15 protein-coding genes are annotated in these 18,987 nt (G+C 56.6%); 8 read left to right on the forward strand and 7 right to left on the reverse strand.

Annotation, left to right across the window (positions count from 1 at the left end; genetic code table 11):
- Positions 1–4: 4 nt before the first annotated feature.
- The gene (locus D6877_RS02965; protein ID WP_178083622.1) at positions 5–931 is read right to left on the reverse strand and encodes an alpha/beta hydrolase; all 927 of its coding nucleotides are present in this window, start codon (positions 929–931) and stop codon (positions 5–7) included.
- A 118-nt stretch (positions 932–1,049) separates the two neighbouring features.
- Here D6877_RS02965 and D6877_RS02970 point away from each other — a divergent pair, with 118 nt between their 5' ends.
- Positions 1,050–1,955, forward strand: coding sequence for a LysR family transcriptional regulator (locus D6877_RS02970; protein ID WP_130909794.1), 906 nt, complete (start codon positions 1,050–1,052; stop codon positions 1,953–1,955).
- Positions 1,956–2,095: 140 nt separating this feature from the next.
- Here the strand turns inward: D6877_RS02970 and D6877_RS02975 are convergent, their stop codons facing one another.
- The 3 genes from D6877_RS02975 to D6877_RS02985 all read right to left on the reverse strand — a co-directional run bounded on the left by D6877_RS02975 (position 2,096) and on the right by D6877_RS02985 (position 6,173).
- Positions 2,096–4,555 carry a fimbria/pilus outer membrane usher protein gene (locus D6877_RS02975; RefSeq protein WP_241662842.1) on the reverse strand — a complete coding sequence of 820 codons (2,460 nt, stop codon included), beginning with the start codon at positions 4,553–4,555 and terminating at the stop codon, positions 2,096–2,098.
- A gap of 197 nt (positions 4,556–4,752) precedes the next feature.
- On the reverse strand, positions 4,753–5,502 hold the full coding sequence (locus D6877_RS02980) for a molecular chaperone (protein WP_130909796.1): 750 nt from the start codon (positions 5,500–5,502) through the stop codon (positions 4,753–4,755).
- A 68-nt stretch (positions 5,503–5,570) separates the two neighbouring features.
- Positions 5,571–6,173, reverse strand: coding sequence for a fimbrial protein (locus tag D6877_RS02985; protein ID WP_101159472.1), 603 nt, complete (start codon positions 6,171–6,173; stop codon positions 5,571–5,573).
- Between the two features lie 320 nt (positions 6,174–6,493).
- Here D6877_RS02985 and D6877_RS02995 point away from each other — a divergent pair, with 320 nt between their 5' ends.
- The 6 genes from D6877_RS02995 to D6877_RS03020 all read left to right on the forward strand — a co-directional run bounded on the left by D6877_RS02995 (position 6,494) and on the right by D6877_RS03020 (position 15,228).
- Positions 6,494–7,714, forward strand: a complete 1,221-nt coding sequence (locus D6877_RS02995) for an EAL domain-containing response regulator (protein ID WP_130909797.1) — start codon at positions 6,494–6,496, stop codon at positions 7,712–7,714.
- Between the two features lie 173 nt (positions 7,715–7,887).
- A complete protein-coding gene (locus tag D6877_RS03000; protein WP_016774579.1) occupies positions 7,888–8,595 on the forward strand; it encodes a response regulator transcription factor in 708 nt (235 codons plus the stop codon).
- 67 nt (positions 8,596–8,662) lie between these two features.
- Positions 8,663–12,235 carry a transporter substrate-binding domain-containing protein gene (locus D6877_RS03005; RefSeq protein WP_240996746.1) on the forward strand — a complete coding sequence of 1,191 codons (3,573 nt, stop codon included), beginning with the start codon at positions 8,663–8,665 and terminating at the stop codon, positions 12,233–12,235.
- Positions 12,236–12,337: 102 nt separating this feature from the next.
- On the forward strand, positions 12,338–12,715 hold the full coding sequence (locus D6877_RS03010; protein ID WP_016774580.1) for a type 1 fimbrial protein: 378 nt from the start codon (positions 12,338–12,340) through the stop codon (positions 12,713–12,715).
- Positions 12,716–13,023: 308 nt separating this feature from the next.
- Entirely contained in the window at positions 13,024–13,485 is a 462-nt protein-coding gene (locus D6877_RS03015) for a hypothetical protein (protein ID WP_073474637.1), read from the forward strand.
- A gap of 114 nt (positions 13,486–13,599) precedes the next feature.
- The gene (locus D6877_RS03020; RefSeq protein WP_073474635.1) at positions 13,600–15,228 is read left to right on the forward strand and encodes a methyl-accepting chemotaxis protein; all 1,629 of its coding nucleotides are present in this window, start codon (positions 13,600–13,602) and stop codon (positions 15,226–15,228) included.
- Between the two features lie 38 nt (positions 15,229–15,266).
- On the opposite strand, the gene D6877_RS03025 is transcribed toward D6877_RS03020, so the two are convergent.
- Complete coding sequence (locus D6877_RS03025) at positions 15,267–15,851, reverse strand: hypothetical protein (RefSeq protein ID WP_056785683.1); 585 nt, start codon at positions 15,849–15,851, stop codon at positions 15,267–15,269.
- 329 nt (positions 15,852–16,180) lie between these two features.
- Here D6877_RS03025 and D6877_RS03030 point away from each other — a divergent pair, with 329 nt between their 5' ends.
- Positions 16,181–17,137, forward strand: coding sequence for a fimbrial protein (locus D6877_RS03030; RefSeq protein ID WP_130909798.1), 957 nt, complete (start codon positions 16,181–16,183; stop codon positions 17,135–17,137).
- On the opposite strand, the gene D6877_RS03035 is transcribed toward D6877_RS03030, so the two are convergent.
- The gene (locus D6877_RS03035; RefSeq protein WP_016774585.1) at positions 17,132–17,491 is read right to left on the reverse strand and encodes a response regulator; all 360 of its coding nucleotides are present in this window, start codon (positions 17,489–17,491) and stop codon (positions 17,132–17,134) included. The genes D6877_RS03030 and D6877_RS03035 overlap by 6 nt on opposite strands.
- A 23-nt stretch (positions 17,492–17,514) precedes the next feature.
- Positions 17,515–18,954, reverse strand: coding sequence for an ATPase domain-containing protein (locus D6877_RS03040; protein ID WP_130909799.1), 1,440 nt, complete (start codon positions 18,952–18,954; stop codon positions 17,515–17,517).
- Positions 18,955–18,987 lie beyond the last annotated feature (33 nt).

Here is an 18,987-nt window from a genome sequence, read left to right on the forward strand (position 1 = left end):
CTGATCAGCGATTAGCCTCAATCAATCCCGCCTCGATAAACCGCACCGAACTCTCCAGCGCCTGCTGCCCCTCGGCCAGCATGCCCGCGTAGAAATGCCAGGCGTGAAACATGCCGGGCCACACTTCAAGATTGACCCGGACGCGGTTGTCCGCCAGGTGATTGGCCAGACGCATGGCGTCACTGAGCATCAGTTCGTTTTCGCCGATCTGCACCAGAATCGGTGGCAGTCCGGTGACGTCGGCGAACACCGGCGACGCCAGCGGATGGTTGGCCAAGGTGTCGCCGAGAAAGGCTCGCGCGAGGATATCCAGCACGGGCTTGGAGTTCAGCGGATCAAGGCCTTCACGATTGCTCATGGAGACGCCGGTGTGTTCGAGGTTGGCCCATGGCGAGATGGACGAACCCACTGCGGGCAAGGGCAAGCCTTTGGATTTTGCCGCGACCATCACGCTGACCACCATCGCGCCACCCGCCGACTCGCCTGCGAAGGCAATCTTGCTGGCGGCGATGTTCTGCTCAAGCAACCACTCATAGGCGCGCAAAGTGTCATCGATGGGGGCGGGGAACTGATGCTCGGGTGCGAGGCGGTAATCCGGCATGTACACCCGCGCGCCGAGCATTTTTGCGTAGTTGCCGCCGATGCCGTGGTAGCCGTCAGGTCGACCGACGATGTAGGCACCGCCGTGGATGTACATCAGCACCGCGTCGGTCTTGAGTTCATCCGGAGTCACCAGCGTAGCGGGCACGCCGCCCATGTCGACTGCTTCAAACCTCACGCCAGCCGGTGGTTGATTCTGCCCTAGCATTTTTGCGTAGGCATCGCGGATGTCGCTCATCTTAGTGGTGGTATCGATACCCTTCAGCACGGGCACCAGATCGCTGAGGCTGTTGGCCCAGGTTTGTACAGCTGCTTTTACTTCAATGTTCATATGACCTCGATCAGACGTTAGTGATGGCTTAACTAATCGAAATGGTATGCTCATGATTGGGGAATAGGTTTCCCCATAACCGGTGCCAAGCCGCCTGAATGCCAAACCCGGAGGTCACATGGAACTGCATAACCTGAACGACATCGCCGCCTTCGTCGCCTCGGTGGATACTGGAAGTTTTACGGCGGCGGCCAGGCAACTCGGGCTGACCCGCTCGGCCGTCGGTAAATCGATCGTGCGGCTCGAATCGCGTCTGCAGGTCCGTCTGCTCAACCGCACCACCCGCAGCCTGAGCCTGACCGACGATGGTCGGGTGCTGTATGAGCGATGTGTGGGCATCTTGCAGGATCTGGACGAGGTCGAAGAGGCTTTGGCGTTCCGCCGTTCGACGCCCAGCGGCCGCTTGCGCATGAGCCTGCCGGTAGCACTGGGCCGGCTGCACGTTGTGCAGCACATCGAGCGCTGTCTGAGAGACTGGCCGTCGCTCGCCATCGACGCGACGTTTTCCGATCGGCTGGTCGACCTGATCGACGAGGGTTTCGATCTGGCGATTCGCATCGGTCCGCCCAAGGAAGACTCCGGGCTACTCACGCGCACGGTGGCTTACCAGCAAATGATCACCTGTGCCTCGCCCGATTATCTGAATGAACATCCGGCACCGCAGACACCCGAAGATCTGGCCGGGCATGCGTGCCTGCACTTCGTCAGCGGCGGCCGATTGCTGGCGTGGAATTTTCGCGTCAATGGTCAGCCTGTGCCGGTCATTCATGCCGGACGGCTGCAAATGGACAGCGCCGAAGCCTTGCATCAGGCGACTGCGGCAGGCCTCGGTATCGCGACGTTGCCATCCTATGTGGTCAACGATGACCTGCGCAGTGGCAAGCTTGTGCAGTTGCTCGCAGAGTACGCCGAGGCTGCCGAGCCGATCCGGGTGATTTATCCGAGCAAGCGACACCTGTCGCCGAAGATTCGGCTGTTTATCGACAGGCTGGTGGAAGCGTGGTCACCGGCGCCTTGGGAGTGATTGCCTGGTCATTGCAGCTGTTTTGCAAACTCCGATGTTATTGATGACGGCAATGTCCAAACTGTGCGCATTGAAAAGCCCTGAATCATCAGGGCTGTGTTCTGGCTGAGGGGGCGTAGAGTGACAAACTCGCGGTCGGTCTACTTCGCGCTCGAAGAGCAGGCCAACCGATATTGCTCGTAGTTCAAACCTTCGACCTTTTCCGGCAGCTTGTATGGCACGGGGCAGCTTTTGCCCTGCCACTTGATGGTGATGACACCGTGATCTTTGGTCACCAGCGCCAGGGCCTTGCCCGTCGGATCTGACAATGCCAGTTGTTTGCCGTCGCTATCCAACAGCACCGCGCCGAATGGAATCGGCTGGCCGTTGGCATCGTACAGTTCAAACTGGACGCGTCTGCCTTTGCTGCCTTCGAAGCGTGCAAGAACCACCGAACCTCGTCTTGGCACCAGTTGTTGGGTGGCATTGTCCAGCTCGATCTCACCGCCCAGGTTGCGCGTGTCCAGCGTTACCCAGTTCACGCGGTACGGTTGCGCGTTAGGCAGAACCGCATAGCCGTTCAGGCCGGTTTTCACACCCGAATAGCTGCTGACTTCGACGCCCGACATGCCGGGGACTTCCACCAGGCCGAACGTTTCACCGACGGTCTGGCCCATATTGATGCCGCCGGCATGAGCCACGATCGATCCGGCCGCACTCAGGTTCTGCGACTCATAGCCGCTGCCTCGGCTGTAGCCAAAGCCCATATCGCCCATCGACGTACGGGTACTCAGACTGAGCGAGCCAGAGCGCTCGCCCTGGACGCTGCGCCCGGTCTGCACGGAATAGTAGGTGTCGCTGTCCTCGGTCAGATAACCATTGATCCCGGCTTGCGTGCTGGTACCGGCGTTCTGATGGTTACTGGAAACGTAGGCACGCGGTGCGCGTGGTGTCGATCCGAGCGGGAACGATATTGAAACGCTTAATTGCGTATCGTTGCTGGTGTCACCGCGTGCGCCGAATTCCTGGGTTTTGCTCAGGCTGATGTTGTAGTTCAGGTCGCGCCAATTGTTGTTGTAGCCGGCGGAAAAGCTGCGCGAGCCACCGCGATCCCAATAGCGCTGGTCACTGGCATTCAAATACAGCGAGCCGAACTGGCGCGCTTCGCCAAGGGTCTGGTTGACCGTGAGATCTGTACGGGTTTTGGCATTGCCCGCGCGCCGCGTAGCGCCGGCGCTGGTGTCCTGCACATGGTCGGTCAGCGTGCGGTAACCCTCGGTCGAATAACGATAGGCGGCGAGGGTGAAGCTGGTATCGGTACCGGTGAAGGTCTTTGCATAGAGCGCGCGGACACTGCTGCCCTGGGTGGTTTTGCCGAATGCCTTGCTGGACGATTGCGTAACGTCCAGGGACATCGCGCCAATCGAGGTGTTCTTCGCCGCACCGATGGACAGCGCCTTGAAGCCGTTGCTCGCCTGAATGCCGGCAATGCCCGTCAGATTGCTGGTCAAGCCGTAGGCGAAAGTGCCCCCAAGGAAAGCCGGTTTGTCATAGCCCTCGCTGTTGTTGTTGAACTTGCCGCTCGACAGGCTGTACTTCAGTTGCCCCTCACGCACCATCGTCGGCAGGGCGGAGAACGCCTGCCGGGTTACCTTGCGCCGACCATCCGCTTCGACAATGGTGATCTCCAGGTCACCGTTGGAGCCCGATGGGTAGATATCACTGATCTCGAACGGACCCGGCGGTACATTGGTGGTGTAGAGAATGTAGTTGTCCTGGCGGACCTCGATCTTCGCATTGGTTTCCGCCACGCCACGAATGATCGGTGCATAACCGCGCTCACTGTCCGCACGCATGCCTTCATCAGAAGCGATCTTGACGCCTTGGTAGCGCACGCTGTCGAACAGATCCGAGTCGGAAAAGATTTCACCCGCGCTCAGTTGCCCCTTGATCGCCGTGAGGTCGCGCTGGATGAACGTGCGGTTGCTGACAAAACGATTGGGCCGGCCGGTGGAGCTGCTCAGGTTGGATTCGTTGCGCAGACGCCAGGCACCAAAGTTGATGCCGTTGCGCAGCCCCAGGTTATTGGAGATTTGCGTGGTGTAATCGGTTTTGCTGCGGGTGCTGCTCAGCTGGTAGTTGATGAAACCGGCGGCCACGCCTTGGTCCCAAAGCTCTGGATCTACATAGCCGCGCATGCCACGCGCCATGGCGACCTGCGGCACACTGATATTGAGGCGCAGGCGGTTGGCATCGAAATTGAGACTCGCTTGCTCGATCATTGCAGGCAGGTCGTAGTGATCGGCAGGGTGCTGCTCGTCAACAAGACCCTGCTCACGCAGTTTGCGCATGTCCACACCCAGCTGCTGCAACAGTTCCAGGGTGATGCGTGGCTCGACTTTGCCGTTGACCGGGTTGGCCGCGAAATCGATATCGCGACGCCCGACCAGCGTGCCGTTGCTGAACACGTCGACGCGGTATTGGCCTGGCAAGACGCTGTTGGCATTCAGCAACGGTTGCAGATCGACCGCCGATGAACCTTCAAGGAACAGCGTATTGAAAGATTCACTCGCCACTGCGGCCGGGGCTTCGGCGCCCACGGCGAATCCGCAAATGGCCATGTTGATAGCAAAGCACAATGGATGCAGGCAGCCCAACGCCGCTTTGTTTTTCTGGCGCGCAACATGATGCTTAACACAACTTTCAGATGTGTGGTGTTGGGAGGAAAACATGCAATTTGCCTTATCAGTCCGTGTTGCTTCAACCGGAGTCCGGAACTTTTGAATAGCTTGTAAGTTGGCAGGGTGGGACGGGGGATTTACTGGGCGGAGGCATCTTTCACGCGCTCGGCATGGCTTTCGGCAACGCTTAGTGGTGCATCGAATCGTTGTTGTGCGCCGTAATCGTTAATTGCTGAAAAACTCAAATGCGAAGTACCAGCTGGCAGATCTTTCAGATTGAATGAGCGAACTTCCCCTGGAACGATCATTGTCGAATCAATTACCAATTCCGCTTTTTTCCCTGCAACGACTTTCAGATCCGCCAGCGACACGTGGTAGTTGCTTTGGTTTTTTACTTTCAGCACCGACTTGCCAGCCTGAGTGACCAATTGCCATGCAAGTTGCTCCGGTGCCTTTGCGGCATCACCGGCGAGTCCGTCCGGGCGGAAGAAGACCTTGATACGCTGACGTACCGCCAATTGCAGCGTGTTGACATCGGCAGCACTGGCCTGGGGGATTTCCTGCACGTTCAGCCATACCACCGACTCCTTGTCCGCAGGCATGCCGCGGCCTTCATAAAGAATCCTCAGTAATTGCTGTTGATTGGGCTCAAGTTTGGCCAGTGGTGGAGTAACTGCGAAAGGCGGTGCGCTGCCAGCCGTGTCGCCGGCATCCAGCCACGATTGCGCCAGAATGGTTTGTCCGCCGTTGCGCACGGTGACATTCGCCTCTTTGTGCGCGCCATCGAAGATAATCCGGGTGGAGCTCAAGGAGATGCTGGCGAATGCCGAGTGCGTCATCAACACCCCGGCAAGCCCCAGGCAAAGCGGAAAGTAGCGACTTAACATAGATTTCACCGATTAATCTGGTCGGGAAGGACGAGGCACAGCGGCCCCGTCCAGGTATTGCGGGCTGCTTATTCGTATTCGAGAACGAACGGCAGAGTGGCGTTACCGGTACCGGCAGTAGCGGTGGTCTTGTCGCCGGTGGTGACGTAAGCGGCTGCGAACGACAGGGTGCCGTCACCGCCTGTGGTTGCGTCGCCAGTCAGGTTGGTCTGCACTTTGGCAGTGGCTTCGGAGCTCAGGTCGATCAACTGGCCATTGCTGTCCAGCAGTGCGATACCAACGCCTTTGGCCGCGTCTGCACCCTGTAGCTTGAGAACTTTCTTGCCATCAACCAGGCCCGAACCGCCGTTTACGGTTGGTTTGAACAGCATCGAAACCTTGGTGCCAGCGTTGCAGTTCACTTTCAGGTTGAAATCGTTGGCGGCCACACGACCGGCGCCCGGAGCGGAGTCGGTGCCCATGTCTTTGATCGACACGCTGCCCATGTCCACGGCAATCATCTTGTCGTTACCCAAGGCGCCATCTACCGAGCAAGCGTCGTTATTGATAACGCCGGTGAAGCTGATTTGACCGCTGCCGCCCTTGACAGCTTTGGCGGCTTCTTCAGCCACTGCACCAGTGGAGGCAGCCAGTACGGAAAGAGTGAGTACTGCGAAAGCGAACTTTTTCATGTTTATATCCGAAGTTATTGTGAAGTGCTGCATTGAAATGCCAGGCCATATTAGGTGTGCGGTGGTGGCGGGTCTTTGGGATTTGTCTTAAAGCGATAAAGGTGCGAGCCAGTCAGTAATATGGCAGTGGCGTATTCATATTTGCGGTAATGGTGCAGCGAACCAAATGAGACAATTCTCAAAGTCGTGCGGTCTTTGTCTGGCTAGTATTCGCGGATGCAGAAATTCTCAGTCAACGCAAAGTTTGTGAGCGGGCGTCCTGCTTGAAAGATTATTCAGACTTTCGCTATTAACGACTGATAGAAAGAGGTTCCAGGTTTGTGAACACGCTTCGTATATTGGTCTTGGAAGATCACGCCTTTCAGCGCACGGCGGCAGTCAGTGCGCTTAATAGTCTGGGGTACAAAAATATCTTTCAGGCGGCTGACGGCAAGGATGCGCTGGCTGTGATATCCCAGGCTGGAGGCGTGGACGTTGCATTGTGTGACTTGAGCATGGCCGGGATGGATGGTTTGACGTTCTTGCGCCTGGCGAGAGAGGCCGGTTTGATTCGTGCAGTGATCATCTGCAGTTCACTGCCTGAAGATTTGTTGCGCACGGTTGATCGAATCGTCACGTTGCAGGGGCTTGAGTTGCTTGGCAGTGTCGGAAAACCGTTGATGGTCGATGTGCTGGCGCCGTTGTTGGCTCGCTACCGGCCGCACAATCAGATCGATGCCAAAGTGGTGGAGAGTCATCTCGATCAGCCTTCGGAGAACGAAGTGCTCGAAGCGATACGCCGTCAGGAATTTCGCGCCTACTTCCAGCCCAAATTTCATCTGCGCAGTGGTGAAGTGGATGGCGCCGAGGTGCTGGTGCGATGGCAGAGTCCCAGTCGCGGTTTGCTTTCACCTGGCATGTTCTTGCCGACGATCGAGCGCTGCGGGTTGCTCGATGAGATGTTTTTCAGCCTGCTCACGCAAGGCTTGAGTCTGCAGCGCTTCGTCCAGTCTCACGGCAAGCCGTTCAAGCTGGCGTTCAATCTCGACGTGACGCAGATGGCCAATCCGAATCTTGTCGACCGGATCAAGGCGCTGTTGCGCATCCATGGCGCCTCGCCAGCTGGGCTCATTTTCGAGCTCACGGAAACCGGCCTGCTGCAGATGCCCGAGATCAGCATGGAAAACATGGTGCGTCTGCGCATGCTCGGCTTCAGTCTGGCAATCGATGATTTCGGTGTCGGCTATTCTTCGCTTGAGCGGCTGTGCCAGATGCCGTTCAACGAAATCAAACTCGACGCCGGCTTCGTGCAGAATTTCCATCAGGCGCGCTACAGCGCGGTCATCCACGGGGCGTTGGCCCTGGCGCGGGAATTGGACATGCGCGTGGTGGCAGAGGGTATTGAAACCGCAGATCAGGTTCAGCATCTGGCGCGGCTTGGTTGTCAGTGGGGGCAGGGCTTCTTCTATGCTCGCCCGATGAATTGGGCGCATTTGGTCGACTGGCGTTTCGAAGGCCAGAAGTCGTCCTGGCGCCGCGCAATAGGCACGTCCGATCGTTGATGCAAGCGGCATTCTGACTTTTGGGACAAAGCCCTATTTCGTCACGCCTTTAAAACACTCATCATGTGCCGAGAAATCAATCAGATGCACCTGAATGCTTCGGTGATGCCCGGGATTTGCTGCGGTTGCCAAGTGCTGATGGTCCTCCAACACTCTTCATCATGGAGCTGTTCATGCATTGGTCAGTCGTGAATCCGTTACGCGTTGCCATCCTTGATGATCACTCGCTCATACGTCTGGCGATGAAGTCGCGGCTGACGCGCGAAGCCGAGTTCAGTGTCGTAGGTGTGTATGGCAGCAGCGCGCAGTTGCTCGCCGGATTGCGCGAAATCGACATCGACCTGCTGATACTCGATTACAAACTGCACGATGGGGAGCTGGACGGGCTCAATCTGATCCGCCTGCTGCGCAAGCAATATCCGGGCATGCGCATCCTCGTCTCTTCCTCAGAAGAGCGCCCGGCAGTTGTGAACATGGCGGTCGGGGCGGGCGTCAGTGGATTCTTCGGCAAGTCACAGTCGGTCGATGACCTGATTACTGCCATTCGCTGTGCAGCGTCCGGCCAGTTGTACCTGTCTCCAACCATGGCCTTTGAGCTTGACGTGTTGCCAGCATCGATCGAAGAGCCCGCCGGTGCCAAAGACGAGAGCGCGGCGCACAGCGACGATTTCCTCAGTAATCCTCTGCTGTCACCTAAAGAGAAAGAAGTCTTGCGCTGTTGTCTCGAGGGGATGGGGGTGACGCAGATTGCCTTGAAGTTCTCGCGCAGTCGCAAAACCATCAGTGGGCAAAAACAGGCCGCTTTCAAAAAGCTTGGCATTCGTGGTGACGCAGAGCTGTTCAAGTTGCAGCACAGCCTGACAGCCGACAACCAGGGATAACACGCTTATGTTTCATCTGTTGCGCGGTGTTTTGCTAATCAGTGTGCTTTTCGTATTCAGTAGTGGTGTGTTATTGGCAGCAGAGCCGCGCACCTTGCAGGTGTTCGGTCGCTCGGACTGCAAGGAGCTGCAAGTCGATCTGGCCAATGAAGACTGGAGTTGGCTGCGGCAAAAGCGCAGCCTGATATTGGGTTCTGCGCTTCCGGATTTCCCGCCTTATGTCATGACCGCCAGCGGTACGCGCTATGAGGGGATTGCCGCCGATATCGCGTGCATTATCGGTCAGGCACTGCATGTTGAGATTACCGTCAAGGCTTACCCTGACCGGCGTGACGCCATGGCCGCACTTGAGCGCGGTGACATTGACATGTTGGGCAGTTCCAACAGTTTCGAATTGATCGATGGCCTCGTCACGCTCAGCAAACCTTATGTCGAAGACGTGCCGGCGATGTTCATGCGCGGCGATGATCGACGACCGATGCCGGCCAATCTGGCCGGTTTGCGTATTGCGGTTGCCGACGATTACCTGCCTTCCAGTCAATTACACGCGTTATACCCCAACGCCGAATTCGTGCTTTTTCCATCGAACGAGTTGGCACTGGCTGCGCTGGCTTTTGGTAAGGTCGACCTGTTTCTCGGCGATACGGTGTCGAGCAATTACCTGATCAACCTCAACTACTTCAACTATGTGCGGCTGCACTCTTTCGTCAAAACCCAAACCAGCGGTTTCAGCTTTGCCTTGCGCCGGGGCAACGACCAATTGCTGCGTCTGATCGATTCGACCCTCGAGTCGCTGGGTGATGCGAAGATTGCCGAAATTACCAAGCGCTGGTCGGGCGGCGGCGGGGCGCTGACGCCCAAACGCATTGACCTGACACCCGGCGAAGCACGTTGGCTTGAGCTGCATCCGGTCGCGCGGTTCGTTATCAATGACGATCAGGCACCGTTTGCATTCTTTGATGGTGACGGCAACTTTGGCGGGATCGGCGCTGATCTGCTCGAGCTCATCCAGCGGCGTACCGGCTTGCAGATCAATGTCGAGCGCACCGACAGCTTTTCCAGTCTGAGCACGCGTCTGCTGGATGGCAGCGCGGATATTTCTCTGCTGACACCAACGGTCTCGCGGGAAGTCGGCATGCGTTTCACTCATCCGTTCCTTGCCAGCCCCTTTGTGATCGTCACCACCAAGGACGCAGGCGCGCCTTCAAGCCTGCAGGAGCTGCGCGGCAAGCGCGTCGCAGTGCCCGAAAGTTCGGCTGAGCGTGAGCTGCTCAAGGACTACCCCGACATCGAGATCGTTGATAACGAAACAGTTCTGGGCGCCTTGGCTGACGTGAAGGACGGTCGAGCGGACGCGATGATTACCACGTTGCACAGTGCGCGCTACTACATCGCCCACATCTACAGCGACAGCTTGCGTATCTCCAACATCGTCGGCATGAACAAAGGCTTCCTCGCTTTCGCCGCGCGGCGTGCCGATACCGAACTGGTCAGCATTCTGAACAAGGCGTTGCTGAGCATTCCGCCGGATGAGCTGGACGTAATCCTCAACAGGTGGCGTCCCATTGCAGCGTTTTCGGGGTTGTCGTGGCGCGATTACAAGGCGCTGATCTACCAGATCAGCGCTGGCGCGTTCCTGATTATCCTGGGATCGCTGGCGTGGAATTTCTATATTCGCCGGCAGATCCGCGAACGCAGCCGGGCAGAGCGCTTGCTGGGCGATCAGTTGAAGTTCATGGGCGCGTTGATCAACGGCACGCCGCATCCCATCTACGTACGTGATCGTGAAGGTCGGCTTGTCACCTGCAATAATAATTATCTGCAAACATTTGGCCTGCTGGAAAAGGACGTGATCGGCAAGACCGTGCTCGAAAGCGGCAAGCGCAATCGTCAGGAGGCGTTGCAATTTCACGACGACTACCTGCGCGTCATCGAGCAGGACGAACCTTACGAGGTGGATCGCACGCTGCATGTCGGTGATACGCGGCTGATCATTTACCACTGGATCCAGCCGTATCACGACACGGCGGGTGAAGTCAGAGGCGTGATCTGCGGCTGGATCGATATCAGCGAACGCCGTGAACTCATCGAGGAGTTGCGTTCGGCGAAAGAGCTGGCTGACGAGTCGAGCCGCGCCAAAACCACGTTCCTGGCGACCATGAGCCACGAAATCCGTACGCCGATGAGCGCCGTGATCGGCATGCTCGAACTTACCCTCAAGCGTGCCGAGCAGGGACACTTCGATCGGCCGGCGATTGAAGTGGCATACGACTCGGCAAAAGGTCTGCTGGAACTGATCGGCGATATCCTCGATGTGGTACGCATCGAATCGGGCCATGTCAGCCTTTCGCCGAAACGTGCCAACCTGCGCGAATTGGTCGAATCCGTGGCGCGGGTGTTCGACGGCTTGGCCAGGCAGAAGAGTCTGGTGCTGAAGCTCGACATCGACGCCACTGTCGGCTGTGACGTATTGGTTGATCCGATGCGCTTCCAGCAGGTGCTCTCGAACCTGGTGGGCAACGCGATCAAGTTTACCGACACCGGTCATGTCAGCGTCTCGATTCGCGGCCAACGTCTCGCTGACGAACGCTTACAGGTCGACCTCAAGGTCGAGGACACCGGCATCGGCATTTCCAGCGCCGATCTGCAGAATCTGTTCCAGCCGTTTTCCCAAGCCAATCATGGTCCCTCCAGCAGAGGCGGCACCGGTCTGGGACTGGCGATCTCCCGTTCATTGTGCGAATTGATGGGCGGGCGGCTGAACATTACCAGTACGCTTGGCAAAGGCACCTGCCTGGAAGTGTCGCTCTTCTTCAATATTCTCAGCCCGCTTGGCGGCAAAGTGCTGCCTGTTTCGGTTGTTCAGGACAAACCGGTACCGACACTCAGGATTCTCGTAGTCGATGACCAGAGCGCCAACCGCCTGCTGTTGACGCAGCAGCTGAGTTTCCTTGGCCAGGCGGTGCGTGATGCCGCCGACGGTGCCCAGGCATTGGCGCTGTGGCGCTCGGAGCCGTTCGACATTGTGATCACGGACTGCAACATGCCGGTCATGAACGGCTATGAGCTGGCCCGCACCATTCGCCAGGACGAACGCGAAAGTGGTGGATCGCCGTGCATCGTACTGGGCTTCACGGCCAACGCGCAGCCGGAAGAAAAAGTGAAATGCCGGGAGGCCGGGATGGATGATTGCCTGTTCAAACCGATCAGTCTCGGCACCTTGTCGATCATGCTTGCAGGCTGGGAAAAAAATGTTGAAACCCAGCCATTTGAAAGCCCGCCTGCGGCGACTATCAAGGAGCTGGGTTCGATTCGCGAGCGTCTTGACGAGCTCACCGGGGGCGATCTCGACATGATGAAAGAACTTCTGCGCGAGGCGCTGTCGAGTTGCGAAAAGGATCTGGAGGAGTTGCATTCGCTAATACCCGAAAGCGATCCCGGGCTGTTGGCTGACCTGGCGCACCGCATCAAGGGGGCGGCGCGCATTGTTGCCGAGCATCAGGTCATTGAGGCGTGTAACGAGCTTGAGGCCGAGTGCGAGGCGCCTGTTATCGATCCGCTGGACCTCAATCGCAGTGCATTGAAGCTGGAGCATGCACAGGCTGATCTGATCAAGAAAATCAAACGGATCGAGCTGTAAACGTATCGGCTCATGACCATCCGACTGGCCTTGCATTGAAGCTGACGTTAAAGATCATTTTGCAGCGGGCGATACCTTGGTTAATAACCATGGAGTTTCGCGATGATCATTCGACGTCCTTTATTGATTGCCTGCCTTTGCCTGCTCGGTTTTGACACCGTCAGCGCAGCCCAGTCTGCGCCGGTCAGCGGAGTGATTCGCTTCAGCGGTCGAATTGTCGAGGCAAGTTGTATTGCCAGTGGCGCCAGCCATTCTTCTGTCGAGTTGCTTGATTGCCCCCAGGCAAGCACCGGGCAGATTTTTACCGTGAACAACGTCAGTGCGGCAGGGCGAGGTGAGTCGCGCCAGCAGGTGTTTGTGAAGGTGATTGCCGATACTCATGAGCAGGACGATTATTACGACCAGCGCTTGCTGCTCACGGACAACAAGGGTCACCAGATAACGAGCGGTAATTACGTAGTGACGATGACGCTGCCTTGATGGCTTGGAAAGAATGAGTCTGCGCCCCTTGTTTCAAGGTTACTGACAAAAAGGGGCGTTAATAATGAGAATTGTCTGGTTCGCACAGAACCGTCCCGCGCTTCTGGCTCGTCGCGACTCCCCTGCGTTGCAAAATCCCTCCTTCAACACTTTCTGAGCCAGACCATGCGCCGATCGCGTGGGCTGTCGTCAAGGTGTGGCTTTTTATCATCTATCCCTGCGTTCATTTTTGAGACAAGTCTCATATCAGGCAGGTTGGCCCTTGGTTATTTTCTTGAAAGGAAGAATGGAGCTGCCAAAGGTGTCCGATGTTTCTTGAAAATAACCGCAGTCGATCCTTGCGGATCCTGATCGCCGACAGCGACGTGCGAAGAGGCCAGTCGATCGAACAGCAGTTCAATAAGCTGGGCTGTCTCAGCGTCTTGAACGTTTGCACTTATCGTGACCTGAAAATACTGACGTATTACTGCCCTCAACGGTTGAGCCTGGTCGTCGTCAATGCTGAGTTGCTCAGCGAAATGGCGATGGATCCGCTCGACTTTTTCGGGGAAAACCCGCTGATTCGTCATCTGCTGATTTTCAATCCCAACGATGATCACCAGTGGTCGAAGACCTTCTTCAACCCGCATCCGCAACGCTGGATGCGCCTGGTCTCGAAAATCAATCTGCCGCGACTGGCAGATTTTCTGATGCTGGCCGACCCGGCGCTCAAGGAAATTGCGGAGCCGGCCTCGACCAACTCCACACTCTCTCCGTGCGCCAACCGCTAGCTACCGCACCTTCCCGCGTTGATCCAGGTATGCGCCGAGGCGCTATACCGCAGCGCCGCTCTGCTGCCCACTCGTTTACCCCATTGTCTTGAATACACTCTAAGGTAAGGCATCATGCTGCTTCGTAAACTCAATCTCGCGCCGCGTTCGGCGCTGTGTTTCGGCTTGTTCTGTCTCATGATTATCGCGATCGGATTGATCGCTCTGCAGCAAGTCGACTTGCTCAACAAGGCAGAAACGTACGTCGAGACGACGATCGTGCCGAGTATCAAGCTGCTCGGCCAACTCGATCGCGAGTTCGTCGAAATCAAGGGCAACAACGCTCGCTTGCGCAATCCCATTGAAACGAGTGAGCGCAAAGCGCAGGCCCTGATTGACATCCAGCAGTCGCGTCAGATGATCAAAAATCATCAGCGTGCGCTCATTGACCTGCTGGCGACTGACGCCGGGCGCGAGGCGTTCGAGGAGTTTGCCAAAGCACAGAAGGTCAACGATCAGGCGCAGGATCAATACCTTGAAACAGTGGCGAACGGGCAGCTTGAAGCGGCCATTGCGCTGTCCAGGAATCAGATGCGTGCGGCGTCGGATGGCGTACAGGTCGCGCTAAAAAAGTTGATTGCTCTCAACGAGATAGAAGCTTATGAGGCGGGCAAGCAGGCCGACAATGTCTATGAGCACACGCTGTTGATCGTCAGTGTGTTCATTCTCATCGCGATCGGTGCTTCGTTGGCCCTGGCCGTGTTGTATACCCGCAGCCTGACGGTACCCATTGCAGGCTCGCTAAGGGTGGCCGAATGCATCGCCGCCAATGATCTGAGCGAAACCATTGCGCTGGATGGCTCCGATGAGGCGGCGCAAATGCTGTCGTCATTGGCGGCGATGCAAACCAGTCTGCGAGATGCCTTGATCATGATCCGTGATTCGTCCACGCAGTTGGCCGAGACCTCGGAGGTCATGCACGGCGTCACTGAAGATATCTCGCGTATCACTCAGCGTCAGAGCCATGAAATCGAAATGGCCGCCACCGCCGTCACTGAAATGAGTGCAGCGGTGGAGCAGGTTGCAGACAACGCCGCATCGACCTCGCAGCTGACTTCGGAATCAAGCGCGGCAGCCATTGCCGGTCGAAGTCAGGTCAGCGACACGGTAGCCGCAATCAACCTGATGGTGTCCAGCGTGCACAGCACCTCGGCTGAGGTGCAGGCGCTATCGACCATGGCGAGCGATATCAGCAGCGTGCTGGACGTTATCCGAGAGGTTGCCGAACAAACCAATCTGCTTGCCTTGAACGCAGCGATCGAAGCGGCGCGGGCGGGGGAGGCGGGTCGCGGTTTTGCCGTGGTTGCCGATGAGGTGAGAGGGCTGGCGCAGCGTACTCAGAAGTCGACCGAGGACATCGAGTCCATGGTCAGCTCCATTCAGTCGGGCACCAGCCGCGCAGTTTCCTCCATGAGCCACACCCGCGCTCAGGCCGAGAGAACGCTCGAAATGGCCAATATCGCCGGCGAAGTGCTGACCGACATCACTGGCTCGCTGAATCTCATCAACGAGCGAAACCTGCTGATGGCAACCGCTGCAGAAGAGCAGGCTCAGGTTGCGCGTGAAGTGGATCGCAGCCTGATCAGCATTCGCGACCTTTCGTGTGAAACCGCAGAGGGATCGAAACAGACCGCAGTCGCATCGGCGGAGCTGTCGCAATTGGCGGCGTCGCTGAACAAATTGACCAAGGAATTCAAACTTTAATCAGTAAACGTAAAGCCCTGGCTACCAGGGCTTTTTGATCAGCGCTCGATCGGCGCAGCAAAGTCTTGCGCATGGGGTGCAGAGTCAGTTTGTGCTGGCGATGCGGTTTGTGCTGTCAACTGCTCAATGCAGCTGGCGAGTTGTTTTTCATAGCTTTCAAGTACCGCTTCGGCTTCAGCTTCGCGCTCATCACGCAGGCGGAAGAAATCGTCGCGATTGAGTTGGTCCGCAACAAGTCGGATGTTTTGCTCGATGATCGCGCACAGTGAATCTTCATCCTCTAACGCCGCGCTGGTCAGGGCTGCCTGTCGGTTGTTTTCGAGTTCGGTTTTTGCGTGCTCAGCGGCCTTCGCCTGTTCCTTTGCGCTAAGCAGGTCGGCTTCCAAAACCTGTTTCTGTTCCGCCAGGCGCTTCAGTTCTGCGCTCATCGACTGGATTGCATCGGCGCGCTGGGTGAGTTGGACCTCCTGTTGTTGCACCACAGCCTTCAGTGGAAACAGTTCATTGAGTTGGTAGCCGGCGACCACAGTCATGGCGATCAGTGCCAGCGCAAGAATGGTCAGGCAGTAGATGGCGGCGTTGCTCTGGGGTTTTGAGCTATTGAGGGTATCGAGGGCTCTCACGGAATCGTTTCTCCTATCAAGAGTAGACAGTGTAATAACCTCGATTCGCTGGGCCTTTAAGACGAGTCTTAAATTGTGCTCTATTTGCGTATGTCGATAACGGCTAACATTTGTTAAAGAATTCGCAGAAGGTTTATTGTTTAAACCGACTATCTAAAGTTTCTTGTGGGTCCATGAGAATTGTCTTGTTTGCGAATAAATAAACTTTTTGCTCAAGCTCCTTTTTTTCATTATCGTCTGCTGCCGCTTTGGTGGCGTTACTGCTGATAGTTTACGCAATCGTCCGCCATTCAATTGTTTGCAAACACAGCGAGTCCAGAGAGATTGCTATGAAGTTTTCCCATGTTTTAATTGTCGGTTTTTTGTATTTACTGCCATTTAACGCAATGGCTGCAATTTGCGAATTTTATCCCGACCATTCCAAGGGCAGTGTCAGGGTGGTGCTTCCAGCCACGATCTCGGTGCCTCGTGACACGCCCAACGGCACGGTTATCTATGAAAGCCCGATCGTGACCCTGGGCGCCATACCCAGCTCATTCAGGTGCTCTGCGGTACACAACGAAGGTGTACGCAATACTGTCGGCGTTACTCAGCCGGGCGCGGAGATTTTTCCTATCGGAAATACCGGAATCGGCTGGCAATGGGTCCGACCGCCATCGGGGAAAGCGTGGAAAGGCTTTCCAGGAACTACCGACACTGCTGGCGGTTGGGGTTGGAATGGTTCTGAGCACATCTTGCGTTTTGTAAAGACGGGAACTATTTCCGGCAGTGCGACGATACCCTCAGGCCAACTTGGGACCTTCGTCGCTGCAGAGATCGAGCCTCTGGCAATGAATACAAATGGCACGCGGATCGTCTCGCAGTCTTGTGAAACACCTGATGTGAAAGTGGATATGGGCAGCTACACCATGAGCGATTTTTTGCAGAACGGTGATTATGCGAAGGAGAAATACTTCTTTCTTGATATGAAAAACTGTCCTCCCGGAATCAATAACTTCAGGTACTCCTTTTCGCCCACTGCGGGCAGCCCTGCATGGAGCGCTGATACCGGCGTGGTACACCTCAACAGTAATTCCACTGCCAAAGGGCTGGCATTGCAAATGCGCTTCAGTGACAGGACGATACTCAAGCTGAACCAGAATTACATAATGAAAGCGCCAACATCGAGCGGCGGTAATGCATCCGTTTCCTTGCAAGCCCGCTTCGTGCGCATCGAGCCTTCCAATGCGCAAATGCGAGCGGGCGATGCCAATGCCGAAATTGCCTTTGTCGTCGAGTATCTATGAGCCCAACAGCCTCTTTACCTCAGCCACAATCACCGCAATATCAAACGGCTTGGGCACCACCACATCAAACAGATCCGAACGCTGCATGCCGATGTGCGCTTGCGCGCCACTCATGAGAATGATCGGCAAGTGTTTGACGGACGGCTGGGCACGCACGGCTTCGGCGAATTCGAGGCCGTCCATGACTGGCATCATGAAGTCGGTAATAACCAGCGCCGGACGTTCTCTTTCCAGCACTTCGAGCGCTTTCTTGCCGTTGCTCGCGGTCACAGTCATGAAGCCCTCATCCTCAAGCGCAAAGCCAAGAATGTCAGCAATCAGATACTCGTCGTCGACTACCAGAATGGTGGTCATGTTATTTCAACCCGCTTGAAGACTTACGAAATTGAACCAGGCAATGACTCAGCTGCGACTGAAGGTTCATTTTTCAAAGCCTTTTCCAGGAACACATCTTGATCGCGTACAACCACCTCGAACCGCGACGGGTTGTAGGAGCTATCGCGTACCTTAAGAATGGAAAGCGTCCTGCGAAGTTCAGCGTGATTTTCAAAGAACCGCATGAGGATCAGGTTGTCGACAATACTGGACAGGTCAGAGTTCGGTGCGCTGACCTCGGAGCCGAACAAATCGCGCATTTCCCAGGAGGCAAAGACCGTCACGCCTCTGGACCGCAGTTCGTTCATCAATGCACTGAAAAAGTCGGTGATGCGTTCCGGTGTGGTTGACACCCGTGTCATGCCGCTCAGGCTATCGATGAACAGGCGCTTGATGCCTCTCTCATCGACCAGGCTCAGCAGGCGTGCGCCGAGGCCATCGAGCAAACCCTCCGTTGTTGGCTGCCAGGCAATGCTCAATGCGCCGCTGTGTTCCATGTGTTCGATATCAATGCCCAGCGAACGGCCTTTCAGGCGCAGGCGCTGCGGGCTTTCATAGAAACCGAAATGCAGGCCAGGCGCTTCGGCCGTAGATTGCGCGAGAAACTTCAGGCCCAGCGTGGTTTTGCCGATGCCGGAAGGACCCATGACCAGCGTGACGCTGGAGCTGTGCAAGCCGCCACCGAGGATCTTGTCGAGCGACGCAATGCCGCTTGGAATGCGAGTCATGTCCGCGCTGTCAGGGGCGGAAGGGCGCTTGTAGAGACTTTCGAGGCGCGGATAGACGACCAGGCCGTTATCGGTGATTTCGCATTCGTGAAGACCGGTCAACGCGCCGCTGCCGCGAGTCTTGCGCAAATGAATGCGGCGCACCGAACGGGTACCGAACAGCTCTTCACCCATTTCGATGACGCCGTCGACCATCGTGTGCTCGGGGCTGCCGTCGTCCAGGCGCGAGCTGGTCAGGAACAGCACGGTGCAACCGGCAAATGCGGCATGGCCTTGCAGTTCGGAAATGAATTTTTTCGTGTCGATCGGCGAGTCGGCTTTGGAGCGTGCATTAAGCAGGCCATCGACGACCATGACGGTCGCCTTCTGCCGAGTGATTTCACGTCGCAGCAGCTTCACGACTTCATCGAGGCCTTCGTTTTCCAGCGTATCGAATGCGCTGACAAACTGAATTTCCGCGCCCACTCGAGAGGCGTCGAAAAAACTCATGGTCGACAGGAATTGGAACAGACGATCGTGGGACTCGGCCAGCAACGTAGCGACCAGAACACGACCACCGTTACGGGCGTGATGAAACCCCAACTGATTGGCGAGGATGGTCTTGCCGGAACCCGGACGCCCTTGAATGATGTACGAAGCACCCGCCACCAGGCCGCCCTGAAGCAGCGCGTCGAGCCCTTCGATTCCGCTTTGAAGGCGTTTTAGCTTTTCCACAATGCGACCCTGATCTGAATAAACAGGCTTGTT

This window comes from Pseudomonas sp. Sample_9 (assembly GCF_004307535.1).
Lineage (GTDB): Bacteria > Pseudomonadota > Gammaproteobacteria > Pseudomonadales > Pseudomonadaceae > Aquipseudomonas > Aquipseudomonas mercuritolerans.